Annotated in this window: 20 protein-coding genes and 1 pseudogene; 10 read left to right on the forward strand and 11 right to left on the reverse strand. The window is 61.8% G+C overall.

Features of this window, described 5'->3' with window-relative positions; all coding sequences use genetic code 11:
• Positions 1-185 precede the first annotated feature (185 nt).
• The 5 genes from HU720_RS19175 to HU720_RS19195 form a co-directional block, all read right to left on the reverse strand.
• A complete protein-coding gene (locus tag HU720_RS19175; RefSeq protein WP_186521805.1) occupies positions 186-887 on the reverse strand; it encodes an ATP-binding cassette domain-containing protein in 702 nt (233 codons plus the stop codon).
• Positions 888-1,655 (reverse strand): high-affinity branched-chain amino acid ABC transporter ATP-binding protein LivG, encoded by a 768-nt coding sequence (gene livG, locus HU720_RS19180; protein WP_186521807.1) that lies wholly within the window; start codon positions 1,653-1,655, stop codon positions 888-890.
• The gene (locus tag HU720_RS19185; RefSeq protein ID WP_186521808.1) at positions 1,652-2,908 is read right to left on the reverse strand and encodes a high-affinity branched-chain amino acid ABC transporter permease LivM; all 1,257 of its coding nucleotides are present in this window, start codon (positions 2,906-2,908) and stop codon (positions 1,652-1,654) included. The genes livG and HU720_RS19185 overlap by 4 nt, the downstream gene beginning before the upstream one ends.
• The gene (livH, locus tag HU720_RS19190) at positions 2,905-3,828 is read right to left on the reverse strand and encodes a high-affinity branched-chain amino acid ABC transporter permease LivH (RefSeq protein WP_186521809.1); all 924 of its coding nucleotides are present in this window, start codon (positions 3,826-3,828) and stop codon (positions 2,905-2,907) included. Before livH ends, HU720_RS19185 begins: the two co-directional genes overlap by 4 nt.
• Positions 3,829-4,062: 234 nt before the next feature.
• Positions 4,063-5,178: a branched-chain amino acid ABC transporter substrate-binding protein gene (locus HU720_RS19195; RefSeq protein WP_186521811.1), complete on the reverse strand. Its 1,116-nt coding sequence runs from the start codon at positions 5,176-5,178 to the stop codon at positions 4,063-4,065.
• A 360-nt stretch (positions 5,179-5,538) separates the two neighbouring features.
• Here HU720_RS19195 and HU720_RS19200 point away from each other — a divergent pair, with 360 nt between their 5' ends.
• On the forward strand, positions 5,539-5,844 hold the full coding sequence (locus HU720_RS19200; protein WP_186521813.1) for a DUF2288 domain-containing protein: 306 nt from the start codon (positions 5,539-5,541) through the stop codon (positions 5,842-5,844).
• Positions 5,845-6,249: 405 nt separating this feature from the next.
• Here the strand turns inward: HU720_RS19200 and HU720_RS19205 are convergent, their stop codons facing one another.
• The gene (locus HU720_RS19205; protein WP_186521814.1) at positions 6,250-8,430 is read right to left on the reverse strand and encodes a hypothetical protein; all 2,181 of its coding nucleotides are present in this window, start codon (positions 8,428-8,430) and stop codon (positions 6,250-6,252) included.
• 193 nt (positions 8,431-8,623) lie between these two features.
• Between HU720_RS19205 and HU720_RS19210 the strand changes: the two genes are divergently transcribed.
• Positions 8,624-9,511 carry an NAD(P)-dependent oxidoreductase gene (locus tag HU720_RS19210; RefSeq protein WP_186521815.1) on the forward strand — a complete coding sequence of 296 codons (888 nt, stop codon included), beginning with the start codon at positions 8,624-8,626 and terminating at the stop codon, positions 9,509-9,511.
• Here HU720_RS19210 and HU720_RS19215 read toward each other — a convergent pair.
• Together HU720_RS19215 and rapA are read right to left on the reverse strand one after the other, a co-directional pair.
• Positions 9,411-11,675, reverse strand: a complete 2,265-nt coding sequence (locus HU720_RS19215; protein WP_186521818.1) for an EAL domain-containing protein — start codon at positions 11,673-11,675, stop codon at positions 9,411-9,413. The genes HU720_RS19210 and HU720_RS19215 overlap by 101 nt on opposite strands.
• Before the next feature lie 205 nt (positions 11,676-11,880).
• The gene (rapA, locus tag HU720_RS19220; RefSeq protein WP_186521819.1) at positions 11,881-14,727 is read right to left on the reverse strand and encodes an RNA polymerase-associated protein RapA; all 2,847 of its coding nucleotides are present in this window, start codon (positions 14,725-14,727) and stop codon (positions 11,881-11,883) included.
• A gap of 126 nt (positions 14,728-14,853) precedes the next feature.
• On the opposite strand from rapA, the gene HU720_RS19225 reads away from it, so the two are divergent.
• From HU720_RS19225 to HU720_RS19255, 8 genes are all read left to right on the forward strand, one after another.
• Complete coding sequence (locus HU720_RS19225) at positions 14,854-15,549, forward strand: hypothetical protein (protein ID WP_186521820.1); 696 nt, start codon at positions 14,854-14,856, stop codon at positions 15,547-15,549.
• A gap of 107 nt (positions 15,550-15,656) precedes the next feature.
• Positions 15,657-15,983, forward strand: coding sequence for an aspartate-semialdehyde dehydrogenase (locus tag HU720_RS19230; RefSeq protein ID WP_186521821.1), 327 nt, complete (start codon positions 15,657-15,659; stop codon positions 15,981-15,983).
• Between the two features lie 59 nt (positions 15,984-16,042).
• Positions 16,043-16,204 (forward strand): hypothetical protein, encoded by a 162-nt coding sequence (locus tag HU720_RS19235; RefSeq protein WP_186521822.1) that lies wholly within the window; start codon positions 16,043-16,045, stop codon positions 16,202-16,204.
• 135 nt (positions 16,205-16,339) lie between these two features.
• Positions 16,340-16,456 (forward strand): cytochrome c oxidase subunit CcoM, encoded by a 117-nt coding sequence (gene ccoM, locus HU720_RS24555; protein WP_275970789.1) that lies wholly within the window; start codon positions 16,340-16,342, stop codon positions 16,454-16,456.
• A gap of 160 nt (positions 16,457-16,616) precedes the next feature.
• Complete coding sequence (locus HU720_RS19240; protein ID WP_186521823.1) at positions 16,617-18,605, forward strand: FUSC family protein; 1,989 nt, start codon at positions 16,617-16,619, stop codon at positions 18,603-18,605.
• Complete coding sequence (locus HU720_RS19245) at positions 18,592-18,798, forward strand: DUF1656 domain-containing protein (protein WP_186521825.1); 207 nt, start codon at positions 18,592-18,594, stop codon at positions 18,796-18,798. Before HU720_RS19240 ends, HU720_RS19245 begins: the two co-directional genes overlap by 14 nt.
• An 11-nt stretch (positions 18,799-18,809) precedes the next feature.
• Positions 18,810-19,670: an HlyD family secretion protein gene (locus HU720_RS19250; RefSeq protein WP_186521827.1), complete on the forward strand. Its 861-nt coding sequence runs from the start codon at positions 18,810-18,812 to the stop codon at positions 19,668-19,670.
• A 117-nt stretch (positions 19,671-19,787) separates the two neighbouring features.
• Positions 19,788-20,123, forward strand: coding sequence for a DUF2025 family protein (locus tag HU720_RS19255; protein WP_186521828.1), 336 nt, complete (start codon positions 19,788-19,790; stop codon positions 20,121-20,123).
• Here the strand turns inward: HU720_RS19255 and HU720_RS19260 are convergent.
• The 3 genes and pseudogenes from HU720_RS19260 to HU720_RS24410 form a co-directional block, all read right to left on the reverse strand.
• Entirely contained in the window at positions 20,101-21,177 is a 1,077-nt protein-coding gene (locus HU720_RS19260) for a diguanylate cyclase (RefSeq protein WP_186521831.1), read from the reverse strand. The genes HU720_RS19255 and HU720_RS19260 overlap by 23 nt on opposite strands.
• Before the next feature lie 97 nt (positions 21,178-21,274).
• Complete coding sequence (locus HU720_RS19265) at positions 21,275-22,186, reverse strand: formate/nitrite transporter family protein (RefSeq protein ID WP_186521833.1); 912 nt, start codon at positions 22,184-22,186, stop codon at positions 21,275-21,277.
• 128 nt (positions 22,187-22,314) lie between these two features.
• Positions 22,315-22,542 (reverse strand): annotated as a pseudogene (locus tag HU720_RS24410) (hypothetical protein); the annotation flags it as partial.

The raw sequence follows: 22,542 nt of genomic DNA on the forward strand, positions 1-22,542 counted from the left end.
GGGCTGCGCAGCAGCCCCTTGGGTTTTCAGGGCTGCTGCGCAGCCCAACGCGGGACAAGCCCGCTCGCCACGAATCTCTATCGTTTCCCACAGAATTGGGTACAACCAGCAATGTTGCGCTTGAGCACAGCCTGCGATGAGGCCCGCACAGGCGTTAAAAAAGGGCCCGAAGGCCCTTTGTCGATTCACCCCCCCAGATACGCGTCGCGTACCTTGGGGTCGGTCAGCAGTGCTTCCCCCGTGCCTTGCATCACCACCTTGCCGTTTTCCAGCACATAGGCGCGGTCGGCAATCTTCAGCGCCTGGTTGGCGTTCTGCTCCACCAGGAACACGGTCACGCCATCGCGGCGCAGCTGTTCGATGATGTCGAAGATCTGCTGGATGATGATCGGTGCCAGGCCCAGTGACGGCTCATCGAGCAGCAGCAGCTTGGGCTTGCTCATCAGCGCCCGGCCGATGGCCAGCATCTGCTGCTCGCCGCCGGACATGGTGCCGCCGCGTTGCATGTAACGTTCCTTGAGCCGTGGGAACAGCTGAAGAACCTTGTCCAGTTGTTCCTGGTAGTCGCCCTTGTCGGTGAAGAACCCGCCCATGGCGAGGTTTTCCTCGACCGTCAGCCGGGCGAACACGCGGCGCCCCTCAGGCACCACCGCGATGCTCTTGCGCATGATGTGCGAGGAGGGCTGGCCGACCAGCTCTTCACCCAGGTACTTGATGCTGCCGCTGTGTGCCTGGGGCGAGCCACACAGGGTCATCAGCAAGGTCGACTTGCCGGCGCCGTTGGCACCGATCAGGGTGACGATTTCGCCCTGGTTGATCTCCACGTTGACGCTGTGCAGGGCCTGGATCTTGCCGTAGCAGGTGGAAACGTTCTCGAACTTAAGCATTTACGCCTCCCCCAGGTAGGCCTTGATCACATCAGGGTTGTCGCGGATCTGTTCCGGCGTACCGTCGGCCAGGGGCGTGCCCTGGTTGATCACCACGATGTGGTCGGAAATGCTCATCACCAGCTTCATGTCGTGCTCGATCAGCAGCACGGTCACGTTGTGCGATTCGCGCAAGTAGCCGATCAGCGCCTTGAGGTCCTCGGTTTCCTTGGGGTTCAGGCCGGCGGCCGGTTCGTCGAGCATGATGATGCGCGGCTGGGTCATCATGCAGCGGGCGATTTCCAGGCGCCGTTGCTGGCCGTAGGCCAAGGTGCCGGCAGTGCGGTTGGCGAACTCGGTCAGGTTGACCTTCTCCAGCCAGTACTGCGCACGCTCCATGGCCTCCTTCTCGCTGCGGCGAAACCCAGGGGTTTTGAACAGGCCGGCAAAGAAGTTGGTGTTGAGGTGGCGGTGCTGGGCAATCAGCAGGTTTTCCAGGGCGGTCATCTCTTTGAACAGACGCACGTTCTGGAAGGTCCGCACCACGCCCTTGCGGGCAATCTGGTGGCCGGCCAGGCCCTGGATCGGCTGGCCGTCGAGCAGGATGGTGCCGCCGCTGGGCTTGTAGAAGCCGGTCAGGCAGTTGAACACGGTGGTCTTGCCGGCGCCGTTGGGGCCGATCAGCGCAACGACCTGTTTTTCCTTGACGGTCAGGGCCACGCCGTTGACCGCCAACAAGCCGCCGAAGCGCATGCTCAGGCCGCTGACTTGCAGAATTTCGCGGCTCATCGGCGCAGCTCCATGTGTGGACGTTGCATGGGCAGCAGGCCCTGCGGACGCCAGATCATCATCAACACCATCAGCGCACCGAACATCAGCATCCGGTATTCGCTGAACTCACGCATCATCTCTGGCAGCAGGATCATCACGATGGCCGCAAGAATCACGCCCAGTTGTGAGCCCATGCCGCCCAGCACGACGATGGCGAGGATGATCGCCGACTCGATGAAGGTGAACGACTCCGGTGTCACCAGCCCTTGGCGGGCGGCGAAGAAGCTGCCGGCAAAGCCTGCAAAGCTTGCGCCCAGGGTGAACGCCGAAAGCTTGATCACGGTAGGGTTCAGGCCCAGCGCGCGGCAGGCGATCTCGTCTTCACGCAGCGCTTCCCAGGCGCGGCCGATAGGCATGCGCAGCAGGCGGTTGATCACGAACAACGCCGCCAGCGCCAGCAGCAGCGCCACCAGGTACAGGAAGATCACCTTGTTGATCGAGTTGTACGGCAGCCCGAAGTACTCGTGGAAGGTCTGCATGCCCTCGGCGGCACGGCGTTCGAAACTCAGGCCGAAGAAGGTCGGTTTTTCGATGTTGCTGATGCCGTTGGGGCCGCCGGTCCAGTCGGTGAGGTTACGCAGGAACAGGCGAATGATCTCGCCAAAGCCCAACGTCACGATGGCCAGGTAGTCGCCGCGCAGGCGCAGCACCGGGAAACCGAGCAGGAAGCCGAAAGTTGCGGCCATCAGGCCGGCAATTGGCAGGCACACCCAGAAGCTCCAGCCCAGGTAGTGCGAGAGCATCGCGTAGCTGTAGGCACCGACTGCGTAGAAGCCGACATAGCCCAGGTCGAGCAGGCCGGCAAGGCCCACCACGATGTTCAGCCCCAGGCCCAGCATGACGTAGATCAGGATCAGCGTGGCGATGTCGACCGCACCGCGCGAACCGAAGAACGGCCACACCAGGGCGACCACGATCAGGCCGAGGATGATCCAGCGCTGGGTCTTGGGCAGGGTGAGGAAGTTGCTCACGGCAGGGGAGATCAGCTTGCGGTCCGAGCGCCGGCCCATGACCGAGCTCCACTGCTTGTCGAACAGCACGCGCAGGAACATCAGCACCGAACACACGCTGATGATGGTCAGGCTGAACGCCCCCTGGCTATGGACAGCCAGGCTGATGCCGTCGATGCTCAGTTTCAGGCCCAGCACCGGGAACGCCACGGCCCAGACCAGCAAGGCGCTGAAGAACGCCTGTTTGAGATTTTTGTTCATACTTTTTCAACCTCCGGGCGGCCCAGGATGCCGGTCGGCCGGAACAGCAACACAAGAACCAAGAGCCCGAACGCCACCACATCCTTGTACTGGTCGCCGAAAATGTCGGCGCCGAACGCTTCGGACACACCCAGCACCAGCCCGCCGAGCATGGCGCCCGGGATGCTGCCGATGCCGCCAAGCACCGCTGCGGTAAAGGCCTTGAGGCCTACCAGGAAGCCGGCGTTGGGGTTGATTACCCCGTACTGCATGCTCAGCAGCACGGCTGCCACCGCCGCCAGTGCGGCGCCGATGACGAAGGTCAGGGCAATGATGTTGTTGGTGTTGATACCCAGCAGGTTGGCCATCTTGATGTCCTCGGCACAGGCGCGGCAGGCGCGGCCCAGGCGGGAACGGGAGATGAACAGCGTCAGGCAGGTCATGGCTACCAAGGTGACCACGAACACCAGCACTTGCATGTACGAGACCAGCACTTCCTCCGCACCGCCCGGGCCAAACGAGAAGCTGCCGGGGATCAGGTTGGGGATGGACTTGTCTTTGGAGTCCTGCGAGAGCAGCACGGTGTTCTGCAGGAAGATCGACATGCCGATGGCCGAGATCAGCGGAATCAGCCGGTTGCTGTTACGCAGCGGCCGATAGGCGACCCGTTCGATGCTGTAGCCATAGGCGCTGGTGACGCAGATGGTGGCAACGAAGGCGACGGTCATCAGGATCGGCAACGAATGAATACCCATCATGGCCAGGCCCGCGAGGGCGATGAAGGCCACGTAGCTACCGATCATGTAAACCTCGCCGTGGGCGAAGTTGATCATGCCGATGATGCCGTACACCATCGTGTAGCCGATGGCGATCAGGGCATAGGTACTGCCGATGGTCAATCCGTTAACCAGTTGTTGGAAAAAGTGATAGATCTCAGGCATTACAGCGCTCCTAAAAACCTGATTTGCATTTCGCTGGCGGGTGTTGCCCTGGCCCGTTCTGTGGTCTTCGCCACTGGATGTTATGCGGGCACTGCCAGGAAACCGCGGATGACGGTTTTAAGATTTTCAGGTGGGTAGGCCCCCGGATCACGGGGATCAGGCCCATAGAACCTCGTAAAACAAAGCCCACTGCTCGCACAGTGGGCTTCTTAGGTCAGCTATTTAGTCACGCAGTTACTGAGGGGAGACTTCGGTCTTCGGCTTGCCGAAGTGCCATTCGTAGACCACGAACTTGAAGTCTTTCAGGTCGCCCTTGGCGTCGTAGGTCAGGGTGCCGGTCGGGGTCTTGAAGGAGCCGGCGTGCAGTGCCGCTGCTACCTTGTCGGTGTCTTCGGACTTGGCTGCCTTGATGCCCTCGGCGATCAGCTCGACAGCCGAGTAGGCCGGGAACACGAACGGGCCGCTTGGGTCCTTGCCGTCAGCCTTGATGGCATCGACGATGGCCTTGTTCTCAGGGTCGGTGTCGAACGACTTCGGCAGGGTGACCAGCAGGCCTTCGGAAGCGCCTTGGGCGATCTGCGAAATGGAGTCGTTACCCACGCCTTCCGGGCCCATGAACTTGGCTTTCAGGCCCTTTTCTTGCGCTTGGCGCAGGATCAGGCCCAGCTCTGGGTGGTAGCCGCCGTAGTAGACGAAGTCGACGTTGTTCTGCTTGAGCTTCTGGATGATCGAGGAGAAGTCTTTGTCGCCGGCGTTGAGGCCTTCGAACACGGCAACCTTGGTGCCTTTCTTCTCGAGGGTCTGCTTGACCGCGGTGGCGATGCCTTCACCGTACTGCTGCTTGTCGTGCAGCACTGCAACGACCTTGGGCTTGACGTGATCGGCGATGTAGTTGCCGGCGGCTGGGCCCTGCGCGCTGTCCAGGCCGATGGTGCGGAAGATCAGCTTGTAGCCACGGGCGGTGATTTCCGGGGAGGTGGCAGCCGGGGTGATCATGATCACGCCTTCGTCTTCGTAGATGTCGGACGCAGGCTGGGTGGAGCTGGAGCACAGGTGACCGATGACGAACTTGACGCCGTCGTTGACCACTTTGTTGGCAACCGCAACGGCCTGTTTAGGGTCGCACGCGTCGTCGTATTCCTTGGCTTCGAGCATCTTGCCATCTACGCCGCCCTTGGCGTTGATGTCTTTGATGGCCTGTTTGGCACCGATGAACTGCATGTCGCCGTACTGGGTGACAGGGCCGGTTTTAGGGCCGGCGATGCCGATCTTGATGGTGTCTGCGGCAAACGAATGGCTGGCAACCCCGGCCAGGACCATTGCGGCGAACAGCTTGGAAATCTTGATCATAGTGCTCCACTCATTCTGTTGTAATTCTTATAGTCCTGGCGGCCAGGGCTACAGACCGGGCGGGACTCGCGGCTGGCTACGCCGAACCGCAACCCCACCTTCCCCCGGAATCGTGTCCCGGAACTGTACCGGTACAGTGTAGAGCGCTGTCGGATGGCTTGAAAAGCCGGCGAAAAGCGTCTGTTCCCAGGGGTGTCGCTTGATCGACATAAAAAGACAGAAAAGCGCCATCACTTTGCCTGCATTTGCGGCCCGCTCCCACAAGTTCGGGCCTGTTCGACCAAATTACGTATTTGAAACCGGGTTTTTCTGCAAAAATACCGGCCTTTTTGTTGGTCGATTTTTTGTGCAGGTAAACCCATGACAGATCAAGTAAGCACCCTCTATGCCAAATTGCTCGGTGAGACCGCCATCATCGAGTGGAAAGCCTTGGAGCGTTTCTGGGCCAAGGGTGACCTGATTTGGGTCGACCCCAGTCTGGACCTGATCGAGGTTGCCGAAGCGATGGCCGATAATCGCAGCGAGATCTTCGCCAAGTGGCGTAGTGCTGGCACTGTCGGCCCGGTCAGCGCCGAACAAGCGCTTGAGCTGCAAACCCGCGATCCAGAGATATGGGCCGTGGTGGTTTCGCCGTTCATCGTGATTCAGGCCAAGAAAAAAGATTGAGTCTGCACATTTCCGGTGCTCGGCAATGCGTACGCGCACCAGAAAGGTGCGCGTTGACGCTCACGTAAGGTGGAAGTTGGTAACAGTGGCGGGGTTATTCGGCGGCGCGGTAACAGTTTACGGAATGCGTAATGCATCGCGGGGCAAGCCCGCTCCCACATCGGCTTCATGCAATCTTGCACCGGCCTCATCGCAGGCTATCGCCAGCTCCCACAAGGTCTGGGTGAGCCGCCGATACTGAGGCCAGGCACGCTCACTGTGGGAGCTGGCGATAGCCTGCGATGAGGCAATTACAGGTTTGCAAAACCGCGGAATCTCCCACAAGGGCCGCTCTGATAGTTATCTGAGCATCAGGCGCTTGTGGGAGCGGGCTTGCCCCGCGATGTTTTCAATGCCTGGCGACGATCAGTAATCCACGCGCCCGGTATGGCTGTTCAGCGAGATCACGCGGGTCTTGCCGATGCGGTGCCTGAAGATCTCGCGCAGGTACTTCACCGCCTTCTTCACGCATTCGCGCGACAGCCGAATATCGTTGATCGACACAAAGCGGCTCTTGTCGTTGATAAGCTCGCGGTACTTCTTCTCGTACATCGGCTTGATCGCATACCAGTTGGTGTCGAGGATCTTCGCCGGGTTTTCGAACTCGTTGAGCAACTCATCGATACGGCTCTCATCGAAGTGCTCGCTGGTGATGAACTCAAGGATGGCGTTGTCCATGGTGTCGTCGAAACGGTACGGGTTACGCGCAAAGCAACGCTTGATGAAGGCCACGATCAAGGTCAGGAAGTCGTCCGACAGGCACGGGCTCTTGGCAATCAATGTGGTCAGCGACAGGTTGGCCGAGGCGCCGATCACCAGCGCATAACGCTTGAGCGTGGTGTTGGGGAACAGGCTGTTGAGGTGGGTCTTGAGCCGGTTCAGGTCCATGTAGGACAGCTTGTAGTCCTTGGGCAGCGACACGATCGATACCACCGAGGAGCAATTCTTGAAGAAGTGCAGGTCGTGCAGGGCGGCGGCGTCGTAGGCCGAGGCCTGGTACTGCTCAAGCGCTGCGCGGTAGCGGCGCGACTCGATCGGCAGCAGGCTGATACCTTCGATGGCCTGGGTCTGCTTGTTGAAGTGCGGCAAGTCGATGGAACGGAAGAACAAGTCGTCGATGTCCAGCCGTGGCTGCTCGCGCTCGAACACCTTGAACTTGTCTGAACCGGCCGGCGGGATTTCCGGGACCACGGATTCGGCGTAGGCAATCGCCACCGGGCCCGCCAGGCTCATGAACAGGTCGTTGGCATCCAGGCGAATGGTTTCGCCGATGTCGATGCCGGCGCGGCGGAAGTAGTTCTGGTCGTAATCGGTGGTCACCGCCTGGGCGGTGAGGATGTTGAAGATCTGCTGGGAGATGTACTGGTTGGCGTGCTTTTCCATGGCATTGACGTCGATGTTCTGGATCGTGCCGTCATCGCTCTCTTCGGCGTAACGCATGATGTCGTTGGAGATCAACATCATCGCGTTCCATGGGCGAATACGCCCCATTACGCTGGCTTCGCTGCTGTCTTCGTTATCGAAGTTGTACGAGAAATCCCATTCTTCAGACAGGTATTTGCACAGCAGCCGCCCGGCGTTGATGTGCAGGGCTTCGGACATTTCGCTGCGGTGGTCCGATGCATTGGGCAGCACGCAGATGCCGCTGGTGAAGATGGGCTCGAACACGAACGAATGCCCGCTCTTGCCGTCATTCTCGTCGGAATGCTTGGTGTCGAAGGTCTTGTTCATGTAGGAGAACTGCTGGGCCAGGCCGAATTCCGAGGCCATGCCAGAACCGGTACCGCCGCCTGCGCTGAAAATATAGAAATACAGGCGCGACTGGTTGGCTTTGATGCCGCACGAGTCGATCAGGTAGGAATGGATCAGCTTCCAGTCGGCACTGGAGAAGCGTTGGGTGTCCTTGTTGAGGATGATCTTGGCCAGGTACTGGCCAAGGATCGGCGCGTTACCGGCGCCACCGGCATGCACCTCGGACAGGTCCATGATCTTCATCTTGCTGTAGTCGCGCAGGAACCCACCGCGCTCGCCCTTGCGCGAGAAACGGATACGCCCGGCGATGTCCTTGTCCAGGTCGCCCAGCATGACCAGAGGCTCGACCAGGAAAACCGGCTTCACGCCCTTGTTCTGCACCAGGCGCAGGTTCTGTCGGATCCACCGCGCCGGGCTGTAGCCCGATTCGCCCTTGTTGCGGTCCTCATTGTTGAACTCGTTGAGGAAGAAGGTGCGCGCGTTGTACACCAACTCCGCGACATCAAGGGCAATGTTCGACCCGCAGCGCCCAAGGCCGATCAGGCAGACCGAAGGGAACTGCTGCTCAAGGCGCAGTTGGTCTTCATCCTCGACATGCAGGTTTTGCGGAAACACCAGGTCGCGCAGGCCATCGAGGTTGTCGAGGATGCGCTGGATGTCCTGCTCGGTGAAATACAGGTATTGCGCCGGTGTGGCGCGGGGGGCTGACGGTTCTCGAGCACCGCCCGCGGTCAGAGAGGTGGACGGAAGCGACGTCTCGGGGACCGCATTGGCAGAAGTGTTCGTAGAGGTCATAGTGCGCCATTTGCCTGATAAGGGGTTTCCCCAAGCGGTATGCCATTAGGCCATTACTCGGGGTTTGCGCGACTGTAGCAGTGCGCCTTTTCCTTGTGCGATAGGGGATAACCCTAGGCACATGAAGGTTTTTATTCGTCTGTACTGCATCGCCCGTTTGTCCCGCTTCTTTAATCTTGTGCTGGAGTTGCTCATGAATAGTGCGTTGCCTTCGCTGGGTTTTGCCGGTATCGGCCTGATGGGCCTGCCGATGTGCCGCCGTCTGCTGGCTGCCGGCTACCCGCTGACCGTGTGGAACCGCAGCCCGGAAAAATGCGCCGAGCTGGTTGCCGCCGGTGCCCGGATGGCCGCCACGCCTGCGCAGTTATGTGAAGGCAGCGACCTGCTGCTGCTGTGCCTGGCCGACACCGCTGTGGTGCGCGACGTGGTATTCGGCGAGCAGGGCATCGCCGCTGGGGGCCGCCCAGGCCAGTTGCTGGTGGACTTGTCCAGCCTGGAGCCTGCCGCCACTCGGGAAATGGCGGCGCAGTTGCACGCGCAGTGTGCAATGGGCTGGCTGGATGCGCCGGTATCTGGCGGCACCCCCGGCGCCGAGGCGGGCACCTTGGCAATCATGGCCGGTGGCACCGCCCACGACCTTGAGCGGGCTCGCCCGGTGCTGCTGACCCTTGGTCAGCGGGTAACGCACATGGGCGGGGTTGGCGCAGGCCAGGTGACCAAGGCCTGCAACCAGATGATCGTTGCCTGCAATGCGCTGGTGATTGCCGAAGTGGTCGCCCTGGCTGAGCAGTCAGGGGTGGATGCGCGGTTGATCGCCGAGGCCCTGGCCGGTGGCTTTGCCGACTCGAAGCCCTTGCAGATTCTTGCCCCGCAAATGGCCCAGAGTCGCTTCGAACCGGTCAAATGGCATGTACGAACGCTGCTCAAGGACCTCGACGGCGCGGTGAAGCTGTCCCGCGAGCAGGGCGCTGCGACCCCGCTCAGTGGCCTTGCGGCACAGCTGATGCGCCTGCATGGTAGCCAGGGGTATCTGGAAAAGGATCCGGCGACCCTGGTCGAGATGTATCGCAGCAAGGCGTGAACACGCCGTGCTGCTGGTCGAGCCGCTCCAATGCTGCGCGCAGCGCGACGATGGGCACCGGGCGGCTCAGCAGGAAACCCTGCAGAAAGTCGCAGCCGTGGGCGGCCAGAAACGCCTGTTGCTCCACGGTTTCGACGCCTTCGGTAACCACTTTGAGGTGTAGGGTGTGGGCCATGGCAATAATGGCCTGGACGATTTCACAGTCTTTCTGCACGCCAGGCACGTCTACCACGAACGAGCGGTCGATCTTCAGCACATCCAGCGGCAGGCGCTTGAGGTAGGCCAGCGACGAATAGCCGGTGCCGAAGTCGTCGATCGACAGCGCGACCCCTTGGGCGCGGATGCGCTTCAGCAGGCTGACGGTGTGCTGGATATCGCCCATCAGGGCGTTTTCGGTCACCTCCAGCTCCAGGTGGCGCGCCTCGACGCCGGCCTGGAACAACGCCATCTCTACCTCGTTGGCCAGCTCTTCGCGGCCCAGGGTGAGCGCCGAGCAGTTCACCGTCACTTTCAAGTCGCTGTAGCCGTGCTGGTTGAGCCAGGCAAGGTCGCTACAGGCCCGGCGCAGCACCCACAAATCCAGGTCGGCGATCAGGCCGTTGGCCTCGGCAATGCCAATGAACCGGTCCGGCCCGAGCAAACCATGCTGCGGGTGCTGCCAGCGCACCAGCGCTTCGAGCTTGGCCACCTTGGCGCTGCGCAGGTCATAGATTGGCTGGTAGTACACGCACAGGCCGCGCTCCTCGAACAGCGCCTCGCGCAGTTCTTCTTCGAGCTGCAGCTCCAGGGTGGCGCGTGCTTTGAGCCGGTTGTCGAAGAAATGCAGGCTGTTGCGCCCGCAGGCTTTGGACTGGTACAGCGCAAGGTCGGCGTTCTTGAGGAGTTCTTCGCCAGTCAGGCCATCGTCGGGAAACACGCTGATGCCGATGCTAGTGGTCATCACCATGCGCCTTCCGCCGAGTTCAATCGGCTCTCTCATGCGCAACATGATGCGCTGCGCCAGGTGGCGAGCCTCATCGTGGCTGTTGAGCGGGGTAACAATGCAGAACTCGTCGCCACCAAAGCGGGCTACCAGGTCATGGCTGCGGGTGGCCGCCTTGATGTGCCCGGCAATCACCTTGAGCAGCTCATCGCCTGCGGCGTGGCCAAGGCTGTCGTTGATCCGCTTGAAATGGTCGATATCGAGGAACATCACCGCCAGCATGCTGCCCTGGGCGGCATGCTCGCTCAGGCGCTCGGCGAATAGCTGGTTGAAACCGCGTCGGTTGACCAGGCTGGTCAGGGCATCGTAGTGGGCTGCCTGCTGCAGCGAGGCGCGGGCTTGGTCCAGTTGGCTGAGCAGCACATTGACCCGGCGCAGGTCGTGCTCCTTGCTTTGCAGTTTCTTGTCGGCCAAGGCTGCACTGATGCTGCTGCCGCTGATTAGCAAAGTGATGAAGGCAATGGTCAGGGCCAGTTGCGGGGCATTGTCGGCAATCGGTAGTTGCATGGCGCTGGCGTCGGGGATCACCAGGGTCATGGCGGCCATGCCGGTGAGGTGGGTGGCCACGATGCCTGCGCCCATCAACAGGCATGCGCCGTGCTTCATCAGCAGATGCAGGCCGCCACTGCCGCTGCGAAAGTGCCTGGCCATCAATAGCGCAATCAGGCTGCTGGCTACCGCCAGGGCGATGGACGCCAGCAGCAGTTCGGTCTGGTAGTACTGGCGGGCGCCGGTCTGCAAGGCCGCCATGCCGGTGTAGTGCATGACGCTGATGCCCAGGCCGATGAACAGCGCGGTTTGCAGGTAATGACGCAGGCGCATGTCGCTGCGGTTGAGGCTGTTCATTGCAAGCCACGCGGCCAGTAGCGCGATCAGTAGCGAGAGGGCGGTCAGCGGGGCGTCATAGCGAATGTCCAGCGGCGCCTGGAAGGCCAGCATGCCGATAAAGTGCATGGCCCAGATACCACCGGCCAGGCAGCATGCGCCGAGCAGGCGCCATTGGCGGCGGGCCAAACGGTTTTCGCAGTGGCTCTGGCGCTCGGCCATGTCCAGCGTGGCAAAACAGCCAGCGCAGGCGACCGCATAGGCCAGCAGCACCAGAAACAGGTTGTGTCGGCAGTCGAGGATGATTTGCCCGCCCGCCGGCAAGTCGGCGAACAGTTGCAGTCCCAGCCATTCCATTGCAGGTCTCTATGTCGAGGTTGCACTGGTCCCCACAATGCATGGGCTGGAGACAGTTCCTGCAGCAGTATAGGAAGAGGTAGTTAAACCTTCCTCATTAATGGCACTTTGGTTTCTATCGTTTGGTTATTGGTGTGATAGCCAGGTGTTCTAGGCGGGAGAAGCCCCGCCCCGCAGGATTGCCCTGCGAAGCGGGCCAATGGCGTTAGCCGGCGACCAGTACGCGGATCGCTTCAAGGCGCAGCGCCGCTTTTTGCAAGGCGGCCATGCCGTCTTCGCGCTGCTTGCGCACCGCGTCGACTTCGCTGTCACGCACGCTGGGGTTGACGGCTTGCAGTGCGGTCAGGCGCGCGAGCTCTTCGTCGGACTCGGCAGCCAGGCGCTGCTGGGCCTCGGCCACACGAGCCTCGTGGCTGGGCAGAATTTTCGCTTCACCGGCGGCTATGCGCTGGCCGAGCACGTCACGCTGGGCTTGCACGAACTTGTTGGCGCTGGCCTTCGGTACGCTTTCGAGCTGGTCGTTGAGGGTTTCGAAGCTGACCCGTGCGCTCAAGTCGTTACCGTTGGCGTCGAGCAGGCAGCGCAGCGCTGCCGGTGGCAGGTAGCGGCCCAGCTGCAGGCTGCGCGGGGCGACCACTTCGCTGACGTACAGCAACTCAAGCAATACGGTGCCAGGCTTGAGCGCCTTGTTTTTGATCAGCGCCACGGCGGTGTTGCCCATCGAACCAGACAGCACCAGGTCCATGCCGCCTTGCACCATGGGATGTTCCCAGGTCAGGAACTGCATGTCTTCGCGGGACAGTGCCTGGTTGCGGTCGTAGGTGATGGTCACGCCTTCGTCGTCGCCCAGCGGGAAGCTGGCGTCGAGCATTTTTTCGCTCGGGCGCAGCACCAGGGCGTTTTCCGAATGGTCTTCACTGTCGATGCCAAAGGCGTCGAACAAGGTTTCCATATAGATAGGCAGGGCGAACTGGTCGTCCTGCTCCAGAATGGCTTCGACCAACGCTTCGCCTTCGCCGGCGCCACCGGAGTTGAGCTCCAGCAGGCGGTCACGACCGGTGTGCAGTTCGGCTTCGAGGCGCTCACGCTCCTGGCGGGCGTCGGCAACCAGCGTATCCCAGGCCTTTTCTTCACCTTCGGCGAGCAGCGGCAACAGGCGCGGGCCGAATTTGTGCTGCAAGGCGTTGCCGGTCGGGCAGGTATTGAGGAAGGCGTTGAGGCCTTGCTGGTACCACTGGAACAGGCGCTCTTGCGGGCTGTTTTGCAGGTACGGGATGTGCAGCTGGATGGTGTGCTTCTGGCCGATACGGTCGAGACGGCCGATACGTTGTTCGAGCAGGTCGGGGTGGGCCGGCAGGTCGAACATCACCAAATGGTGGGCGAACTGGAAGTTGCGGCCTTCGCTGCCGATTTCCGAGCAGATCAACACCTGGGCGCCGAATTCTTCGTCGGCAAAGTACGCCGCCGCGCGGTCACGCTCAAGAATGCTCATGCCCTCGTGGAACACCGAGGCCGGGATGCCGGAGCGCACACGCAGGGCGTCTTCGAGGTCCATCGCGGTTTCGGCGTGGGCGCAGATCACCAGGACCTTGGTGCGCTTGAGCATCTTCAAGGTGTCGATCAGCCAGTCTACCCGTGGGTCAAAGCGCCACCAGCGTTCTTCATCACTGGTCTCGCCCTGGGCCTGGAAGGCGACTTCCGGGTACAGCTCGGCGCGCTCACCGGCCGGCAGTGCCGCGTATTGCTCAGGGTTGGCCAGCGGGTAGGGGTGCAGCTCACGCTCAGGGAAGCCCTGAATGGCGGCGCGGGTGTTACGGAAAAGCACGCGGCCGGTGCCGTGGCGGTCGAGCAACTCGCGGATCAGGCGGGCGCTGGCCTGGGTGTCGCCATCATTGACGGCAGCCAGCAGTGCTTCGCCTTCGGCACCGAGGAAACCATGGATAGTGGCATGCGCCCTGGGCGACAGGCGGCCTTCGTCGAGCAGTTCCTGCACCGCTTCTGCGACTGGGCGATAGTTTTCGCTTTCGGCGCGGAACGCCGCCAGGTCGTGGAAACGGTTCGGGTCGAGCAGGCGCAGGCGGGCGAAGTGGCTGTCCTGGCCGAGTTGCTCGGGGGTAGCGGTGAGCAGCAGCACGCCAGGGATGACCTGGGCCAGTTGCTCGACCAGCGAATATTCAGCGCTGGCCTGTTCTTCATGCCAGACCAGGTGGTGCGCTTCGTCGACCACCATCAAGTCCCAGCCTGCGGCGAACAGGGCGTCCTGGGCTTTTTCGTCCTCGACCAGCCACTCCAGCGCGACCAACGCCAGTTGCGCATCTTCGAAGGGGTTGCTGGCGTCGCTTTCGATGAAGCGTTCGGCATCGAACAGCGCCACTTGCAGGTTGAAACGCCGGCGCATTTCTACCAGCCACTGGTGCTGAAGGTTTTCGGGAACCAGAATCAGCACGCGGCTGGCGCGGCCCGAGAGCAATTGCCGATGGATGACCAGGCCGGCTTCGATGGTCTTGCCCAGGCCTACTTCGTCGGCCAGCAGTACACGCGGTGCGATGCGGTCGGCCACTTCGCGGGCGATGTGCAACTGGTGGGCGATCGGCTGGGCGCGCACGCCCCCCAGGCCCCACAGCGAAGACAGCATCTGTTTACTGGTGTGTTGCAGCGTGTTGTAACGCAGGGAGAACCAGGACAGCGGGTCGATCTGCCCGGCGAACAAGCGGTCGCTGGCCAGGCGGAACTGGATGAAGTTCGACAGCTGGGTCTCGGGCATGGTGCGCGGGACGTTCTGCGGATCGATGCCGTGATAGATCAGCAGGCCATCGACCATGTCGACCTCACGCACGGTGAGCTTCCAGCCCTCGAAATGCGTGATCTGGTCGCCGGGCGAGAAGCGCACGCGGGTCAGCGGCGCATTGCGTAGCGAGTACTGGCGGGTGTCGCCTGTGGCCGGGTAGAGCACGGTCAGAAGGCGGCCATCCTGCGCCAGGATGGTCCCAAGACCGAGCTCGGCTTCGCTGTCGCTGATCCAGCGTTGCCCCGGTTGATACTGCTGCGCCATACTGCCAAAACTCCCGCGGTGAAAAAGCCGTCTATGGTAACGGATCGGCTGCGTCAGACCAATGAATCAAAGAGCCTAGCGTGTTTCCAGGCCAATAATGTCCCATCATGAGGGCGCTTTACACCTATGTATGCCAAGCACCGCTGGTTGAACCTGTCATTGGGCCTGGGCAGTCTGGCGCTGCTGGCCGCCTGCGAACAGAAAACCTTCGAAGTATTGCCGCCTGTTCCGGTGGAGCAACTGGAAGTGCTGGGCGTGCAGACGCCGATCAAGAGCGTGCACTTCCATGACCGCGAAGGCGAGGGGCTGCTGGTGCTTAGCCGCATCGACGGCCAGGCCACCGACCCGGACAGCGAAGAAGAAGTCGACAAAGTGGTGCTCAAGGCCACGTTGTATGGGCGCAACGCGGCTTCCGACGCATTCAAGCCGCGCTGGCAGATCGAACAGGAAACCACCTGTGCCGGGCTGGACCTGGATGTCGACTTCTATACTGACGTCAGTGACGTGGCCGACCTGAACAAAGATGGCGTGGCCGAAGTGACCGTGGCCAGCCACGCGTTCTGCGGCGGCGGCATCGACCCGCACGATATCGCCATCGAGCTGCGCGAAGGCCAGGCGGTGTACAGCATTACTGGCCAGTCGCTGATCAGTCCGGCAGGTGAAGAGCCGTTCGGCGGTGAGCGCGAGGACAGCGCCTCGCTCAAGGCGGCGCCCCAGGTGCTGCGCGAACACATGGACAGCGTCTGGCAGAAAGTCTACAAGCGGCCATGGAGCGAAATCGGTGCGGCCGCCGATGATTTGCCTGACGACGATCCGGAATAACCGTTGTCCATAGTTGCACAGGCGCTGTGACGCGCCGCACACCTTCACCCGCAGGCATTCAAGGCGGCTGATCATTGGCCGACAAAGTGGCCAAAGGAGAATATCCCATGCTGCCGCCCATCATCCCGCTCAGTGCCGCCCCGGTGACCACCCAACAAGACCCGGTCAGGCACACGCCGAACATCCCTGCGGTGGTGCCAGCCCAGGCGACTTCCAGCGAGAGCACCATCGACCTCAAGCACCAGCACCCCGAAGAACAGGGTTTTTTGCTGCGCGACGAGCAACGCCGGCGCCAGCAGCAGCGGCGCAAGCCGGCTGACGACGAGGCTTTTGATGCGGTGCCAGGCGATGAGCTGAACGCCGACAATACTGTGCCGGTTGCGCCTTTGTGCGAACGTTCGCGCCAGGGCTTGTTGGTCGACATCGAAGTCTGACTGGTCAGCGCTGGTCTCTGCCTTCATTATTGAGGCCTTTGCTGCCCGTCGAGCCTGCCATGAGCCAAGACAACCTGATCGACTTCGGCGCCGAGCGCGCCAAACGCGTCCACGACCTCAACGACAAGCGCCTTGACGACATGCGCAAGGCGTTCGAACAGGCGCTGCCGCTGCCTGCCGCCAAGAAGAAAAAGCCCAAGGGCAAACCCAAGAAGCGCTGAAACTTGATGCAGGTCAAGCCTGCACACCCCTCGCGTGCCCGGCCCCGGGCAGCATTGACGCTGGTCAATTCCTCACCCCCCGCCATTGGTTACCTTGCACTCATCGGATGACGGCACACCAAGGGAGGGGCCGACATGTTCTTCGACAACGTGGTTATCGCCGGAGTGGTGACGGTCGGATTGATGTTGGCGTTCTTCGCCGGTCTGGGAATTTTCATCTGGAAGGACTCGAAAAAGCGCAAGCAGCGCTGAGCCTTCCGATCAACGAGCACGCAAGGCATTTAGGGCGACTTCGGTCGCCCATTTTTTTGTGCGCGTTTTTTGTGGGAACGGGGCTACCCACTCTTGAGCGTTATCCTTCCTCCGGTTGTCTATCGTTCTACTTGTACTTTCCCACCCCAAGGTTCGATTCGTGCCCATCACCTTCCAGGCCCTGTTCGCACCCAGCAGCCTTGCCCTGAAGTTTGCCGCCAAGACGGTGCTCGGTGGCGGCCTTGCCCTGTGGCTGGCGATGCGGCTGGGGCTTGAGCAGCCTTCCTGGGCATTGATGACTGCGTTTATCGTCGCCCAGCCGCTGTCTGGCATGGTGGTGCAGAAAGGCCTGGCGCGGCTGGCTGGCACCGTGGTCGGCACTTGCATGTCGGTAGTGTTCATCGGCCTGTTTGCACAGACGCCGGGGTTGTTTCTGCTCACCTTGGCCTTGTGGCTGGCGCTGTGCACCGCAGCCTCGACGCAGTTGCGCAGTGCCTGGGCCTACGCTTTTGTATTGGCGGGTTACACCGCAGCGATCATAGCCCTGCCTGCAATCAACACGCCGCTGCAGGTGTTCGATCAGGCGGTGGCGCGTTGTACCGAGATTTGCCTGGGCATCTGCTGTGCCACCCTGACCAGCGCGTTGGTGTGGCCGCTCAGGGTTGAGCAGCAACTGGCCGGGCATGCCCGCCAGGCTTTGGACAATGGGCTGCAGGCGGCCCGCGCCATGCTGGCTGGTGAGGACGACGCGGGTAAAGGGCTGTTGCAGACGTTAGGCGGCCTGGTGGCCATCGATGCCCAGCGCGAACACGCCTGGTTCGAGGGCAGCCGTGGGCGTCAGCGAGCGCGGGCGATCAACGGCCTGAGCCAGAAGCTCATGGTGCTGCTGCGCATTGCGCGCTCGGTGCGCCGCCAGTGGCGCCAACTCGATGAAGCCGAGAGCGCACAGCTGGCGCCATGGCTGAGCGAGGTGCGCGAGCAGTTGGCCGCCCCGTATCAGCCAACCTGGCTGCTGCTGCGGCAACGGATCTGGGACGCTGCCCATGACGAGCGCATCAGTTCTGCCGAGCACTATTGCCTGGCGCGTCTGGCGCTGTTGCTCGATTACGCGATGGCGGCCAGCCAGGCGCTGGACGATGTGGAGCGGGGCAGGGCGCCGAAACAGGCCGCGCAAAGCCTGGCTGCCCATCGCGACCTGTCGCTGGCGCTGTTGTTCGGCTCGCGCAGCGCCCTGGCGTTTCTGGTGATGAGCGGCTTCTGGCTCGCCACTGCCTGGCCGTCGGCTCCGGGTGGGCTGATCCTCACCTGTGTGGTGTGCAGCCTGTTCGCCAGCCGCGAGAACGGTGCCCAGATCGGCTTGAGTTTTTTGCGCGGCATCCTGCTGGCGGTGCCGGCAGCGTTTGTCGTCGGGCAGATTCTACTGCCGCAGTGGAGCAGTTTCGCCATGCTCTGCCTGGGGATGGGCGTGCCGCTGTTTCTAGGTGCGCTCGGTATGGCCCACCCCCGCACGGGGGCAACCGCCACATCCTATTGCCTGCATTTCATCGTGCTGGTGGCGCCGCTCAATGCCATGCAATTCAACGTTGCGAGCATGCTCAATAACGCCCTGGCGATGCTGGTCGGCGTCAGCGCAGCAGTAATGGCTTTTCGCCTGGTGGTGCTGCGCCATCCCGCCTGGCTGGGTCGACGCCTGCGCGCGGCCACCCAGCACGACCTGGTACGCCTGACCCGCCGCGACCTGCGCGGCGCCGACAGCTGGTTTGGTGGGCGCATGGCTGACCGCCTGATGCAACTGGCGCGGCATGCCAGCGAGTTGCCCGAGGCCGAGCGCAATCGTTGGGACGACGGCCTGCATGGGTTGGATATCGGCGACGAACTGGTGCACCTGCGCATGTGCCTGGCGGTCGCCCAGGTGCGCTTGGGCGAGGCCGAGCGCCAGTATTTGCAGCAGGTGCAGGCGGTGCTTGCCAGCGGCCCGGGGCCAGGGCGCGGCGATCGCTTGAACGCTGCGAGTGATCAATTCATCGCGGCCCTGCGCCAACAGCCGGCTGATGACCCGCTGCGGCTGGCGATTGGCGCGGTGCTGCAGTTGCGCAACAGTTGGAGCAAATGGTGCCGTTGGCAGGAGCAAAGCCATGGGTTTGCGTGAGTGGGCGTTGGGCGGTGTGCTGCTCAGCCCCTTTCTGATTTACACGATCATGGCCTTGGTGCTGACCGGCCTTGCACGCTTGCTGGTGCATGCAACGCCATTGCGCCACTGGATCTGGCATGAAGCGTTGTTCGATGCGGCGCTGTTCGTTTGTATTCTGTTCCTGGTGGTACGCCTGCTGGGGCCTTTGTAAGGAGTAAGTCCATGCGTTCAGCCGTACGGGTGCTGGTCACCTTGTCTGTCGTGGTGCTGGCCGTGTTCGCCGGTTATCAACTGTGGCAGTACTACATGCTCACGCCTTGGACGCGGGATGCGCGGGTGCGCGCCGACGTGGTGGTGATCGCCCCTGACGTGTCGGGCTGGGTGAGCCGGTTGAGCGTGCATGACAACCAGCAGGTGAAGGCCGGTGAACTGCTGCTGACCATCGACCGTGAGCGATTCCAGGCGGCCTTCGACCAGGCCAGCGCGGTGGTCGAGACCCGCACCCAGCAACTGCGCCTGCGTGAGCGCGAAGCTGCGCGGCGCACGGCACTGGGCCCGGAAGCGATCAGTGCCGAGCTGCGTGAGAACGCGCAGATCAACGCCGCCGTGGCGCGGGGTGAATTGCATGAGGCCGAGGCGCAGTTGAAGGTGGCCAAAATCAACCTGGCCCGCAGTGAAGTGCGCGCGCCGCGCGGCGGGCATATCACCAATCTGCGCCTTGCCGAGGGCAACTACGTCAACAGCGGGCAAGCGGTGATGGCGCTGGTGGACGACGCCACCTTCTATATCCAAGCGTATTTCGAGGAAACCAAATTGCCGCGCATCCGCGTGGGAGATCCGGTCAAGGTGTGGCTGATGGGGGCTGGCGAGTCGATGCCGGGCCAGGTCGAAAGCATCAGCCGTGGCATCACCGACCGCAACTCGACACCCGATGGGCAGTTGCTGCCGGAAGTCGAGCCGACCTTCAACTGGGTACGCCTGGCGCAGCGGATTCCGGTGCGCATTCGCCTGGAACGTATCCCTGAAGGTATCAACCTCAGCGCCGGTATGACTGCCAGTGTGCAGGTGCATGAACAACCGTGAAAAACCTTGGCGGCCGGCCGGTCAGATCGGGTAGGCTGAGCGCCTCGCGTTGCCCGTCAGAGGCAACCGTTTCCTGCCCAGCGTGCGTCACTTCCGAATTTTCTGTGAGGTAACGTCATGGCCATCTCTTCCCAGGACATCTGCAATGCCGCCGACCAACTCAAGGGTTTTGTCGGCTACCACGGCAAGCGCGCCACCCATATCGTGCGGTTTTCCGAAGACTCGTTCGGCATGGACGTGGCGGATGAGAGCATTACCCCGTGCAGCGAATTCGTCTGGCGCCCCGAGGGCGAGCAGCGCATGGCGCTGTGCCGGGAGCGGCTGGCGTTGTTGTTTGGCCAGCATGTGGATGATCGGCTCAATATCGGCGAGCCGCTGCGTCTTTACCTGAAACGCACCGACCTGCCAGAGATTATTGCCGAGCGTAGCGTCAGTCTGGGTAAGCCAGCCTGAGCGCGGCGGTCTCGGCGTGGGCCATGCTGACCTGATCCCGGCCTTGGTGCTTGGCGGCGTACAGGGCTTGGTCGGCTTCGAGCAACCAATGCTCAGGGGTGGGCAGGTGCGTGCTGAAGGCAGCAAGGCCGATGCTCAGGCTGATACGCAGCTCGGGCAGGTGCGGGTTGCGGTACGCGGCGACACGCTCGCGCAGGCGTTCCATGGCCAGGTAGGCCTGGGCCTCATCGGTATTGGGGAAAATCACGCAGAATTCATCGCCACCGTAGCGCCCGGCCTTGTCGTTCTGGCGCAGATTGCGCCGGAGTTCCTGGCTGAGCTGTAGCAGCGCGCAGTCACCGACGCCATGCCCATAGGTGTCGTTGATGGCCTTGAAGTGATCGATGTCGATCAGCGCTATCACTGCGGGGGCTTTCTGTTGCTGGCAAATACGGAATTTTTTCTCCAGCAGGTCTTTCCACGAGCCATGGTTGAGCAGCCCGGTGAGGCTGTCGGTGCGGCTGAGCGCGCCGAGGCGACGCTTGTGTTCGGCCAGTTGTATCGCCAGTTGGTAGCAGACCCAGCCCAATGCCAAGGGGTACAGCGTGAGCATTGGCAGGCTGGCATACACCTGCAATGACGTGGTGTGCAGCTCCAGGCCGGGGCCAAGCAGCGCCATGGACAGCAGTACACCGGCCACCTGGGCGAGCAGGCCGCGCACCAGCATCGGCCTGCCGCCCGCGGCGACGTTGTTCATGGTAACCATCGACAGGATGGTCAGGCTGGGCAGCGGGTTGAAATGCATGGTCGCCGCCCAGAACCCGGCTGCCACCGAATCAAGCTGCAGGTTGCGCAGTTCGGCTTGGTAGGGCATTGCCGACCTGCGTGCCCAGAAATACGCAATGTGCGGCCAGGCCAAGCCGTTGACGAGCATCAGCAGCCATACCCACTGCGGGGGATGCAGGGGCGCAACCGCAGCGGCGGCGGCGATCAGGCCGATCCCTTTGCCGATGATTCGGGGCCGGTAGATACGCCGGACAAACGAATGCCCTTTGCCGCTTTTATTGTCCGTCATGGTGATGTGTTCTTACGTGAGGCGGCATTTATCGCATGGGTTGCGTGAATATTGTCGAGCATTCACGCCCTTGCGAAAACTGGCCTTGCAAGCCAAATCACGGTTTATCGGGCACCTGGGCTGCATCAGGCGGGTTTTTCTGTTCGCGCTGGCGCTCTTGCAGCAGTTTGGATGGTGGCTTGCCGCTGTCGCTGCGCACCTGCGCGTGGCTGATCAGGGCAAAGATGAAGCTGCCACCAATGATGTTGCCGGCCAGGGTGGGCAGGGCAAAGTCCATAAGGAATGCGCCCCAGGTTTCGTCACCGGCCCACACTAGGTAAGACACCTCCAGCGAGCCCACTACTATATGCGTGAAGTCGCCGAGGGCCATCAGGTAGGTGATGACCAGGATGATCCAGATCTTGGCGTGCTCCATGGAGGGGATCATCCACACCATGGTTGCGATCATCCAGCCTGAGACGATCCCTTTGGCGAACATCTGGCTGATGTCGTTTTCCATGACCTTGCGGCCTACCTCGAGGAAGGCAACGTCGGTCTTGCTGTCGAATATCGGCAGCTCCAGCATCACCCATGCCACCAGCAGGGTGCCGGCCAGGTTGCCAAGCAGCACGATACCCCACAGCCGCAACAGTCGGCCGAGGTTGGCCAGGGTCGGCGTGGTCATGACCGGCAGCACTGCGGTCAGGGTGTTTTCGGTGAACAACTGCTGGCGGGCCAGGATCACCCCAAGAAAACCCGCGCTGTAACCCAGGCTTGCAATCACCTGGGCCCCGTCGCCTTGGGGCAGGCGCGCATAGAACAAACCCATTGCCATTAATGACAGGCCCATGGTCAGGCCGGCGGCGAGCGCTGACCACCATAATGCTGCCAGCGTGCGTTCGAGTTCCTGGTCGCCCTGCAGGCGAATGATCTCGTGCAGCACGGCTGCCCGCGGGGGTTGGTTGTGGTTGACTTCCTGCTGTTCGTCCGGCGACAGCCCTGGGGTCTTGTCGCTGTGCGTATCGCTCATGGCCATTGCGCTCCGCTGGTGGTTTATCTACAGAGCGGGGGCGTGGCAAATAGTTGCCTGGTGCCCGGCGAAATGGCGCCCGAAAACTTTTTTAGATCAGGGTGTTGACTCTGATTTCAAACGGCGTATTATTCGCCTCCTCGCAGCGTTGAACGCAACGAGGCAAGCGGTAAGTTGTTGAGGTTGAAGGTGTTTTGTTTAAACAGCTTCGAAAAGAACTTCAAAATAAACGCTTGACAGCAGATGAGGAAAGCGTAGAATGCGCGCCTCGGTTGAGATGAAAAGCTCTTAACCAACCGCTCTTTAACAAATTGAATCAAGCAATTCGTGTGGGTGCTTGTGAGTACGGTTTGATA

Origin of the sequence: Pseudomonas sp. SWRI51, from assembly GCF_014268825.1 — a bacterium.
GTDB lineage: Bacteria > Pseudomonadota > Gammaproteobacteria > Pseudomonadales > Pseudomonadaceae > Aquipseudomonas > Aquipseudomonas farsensis.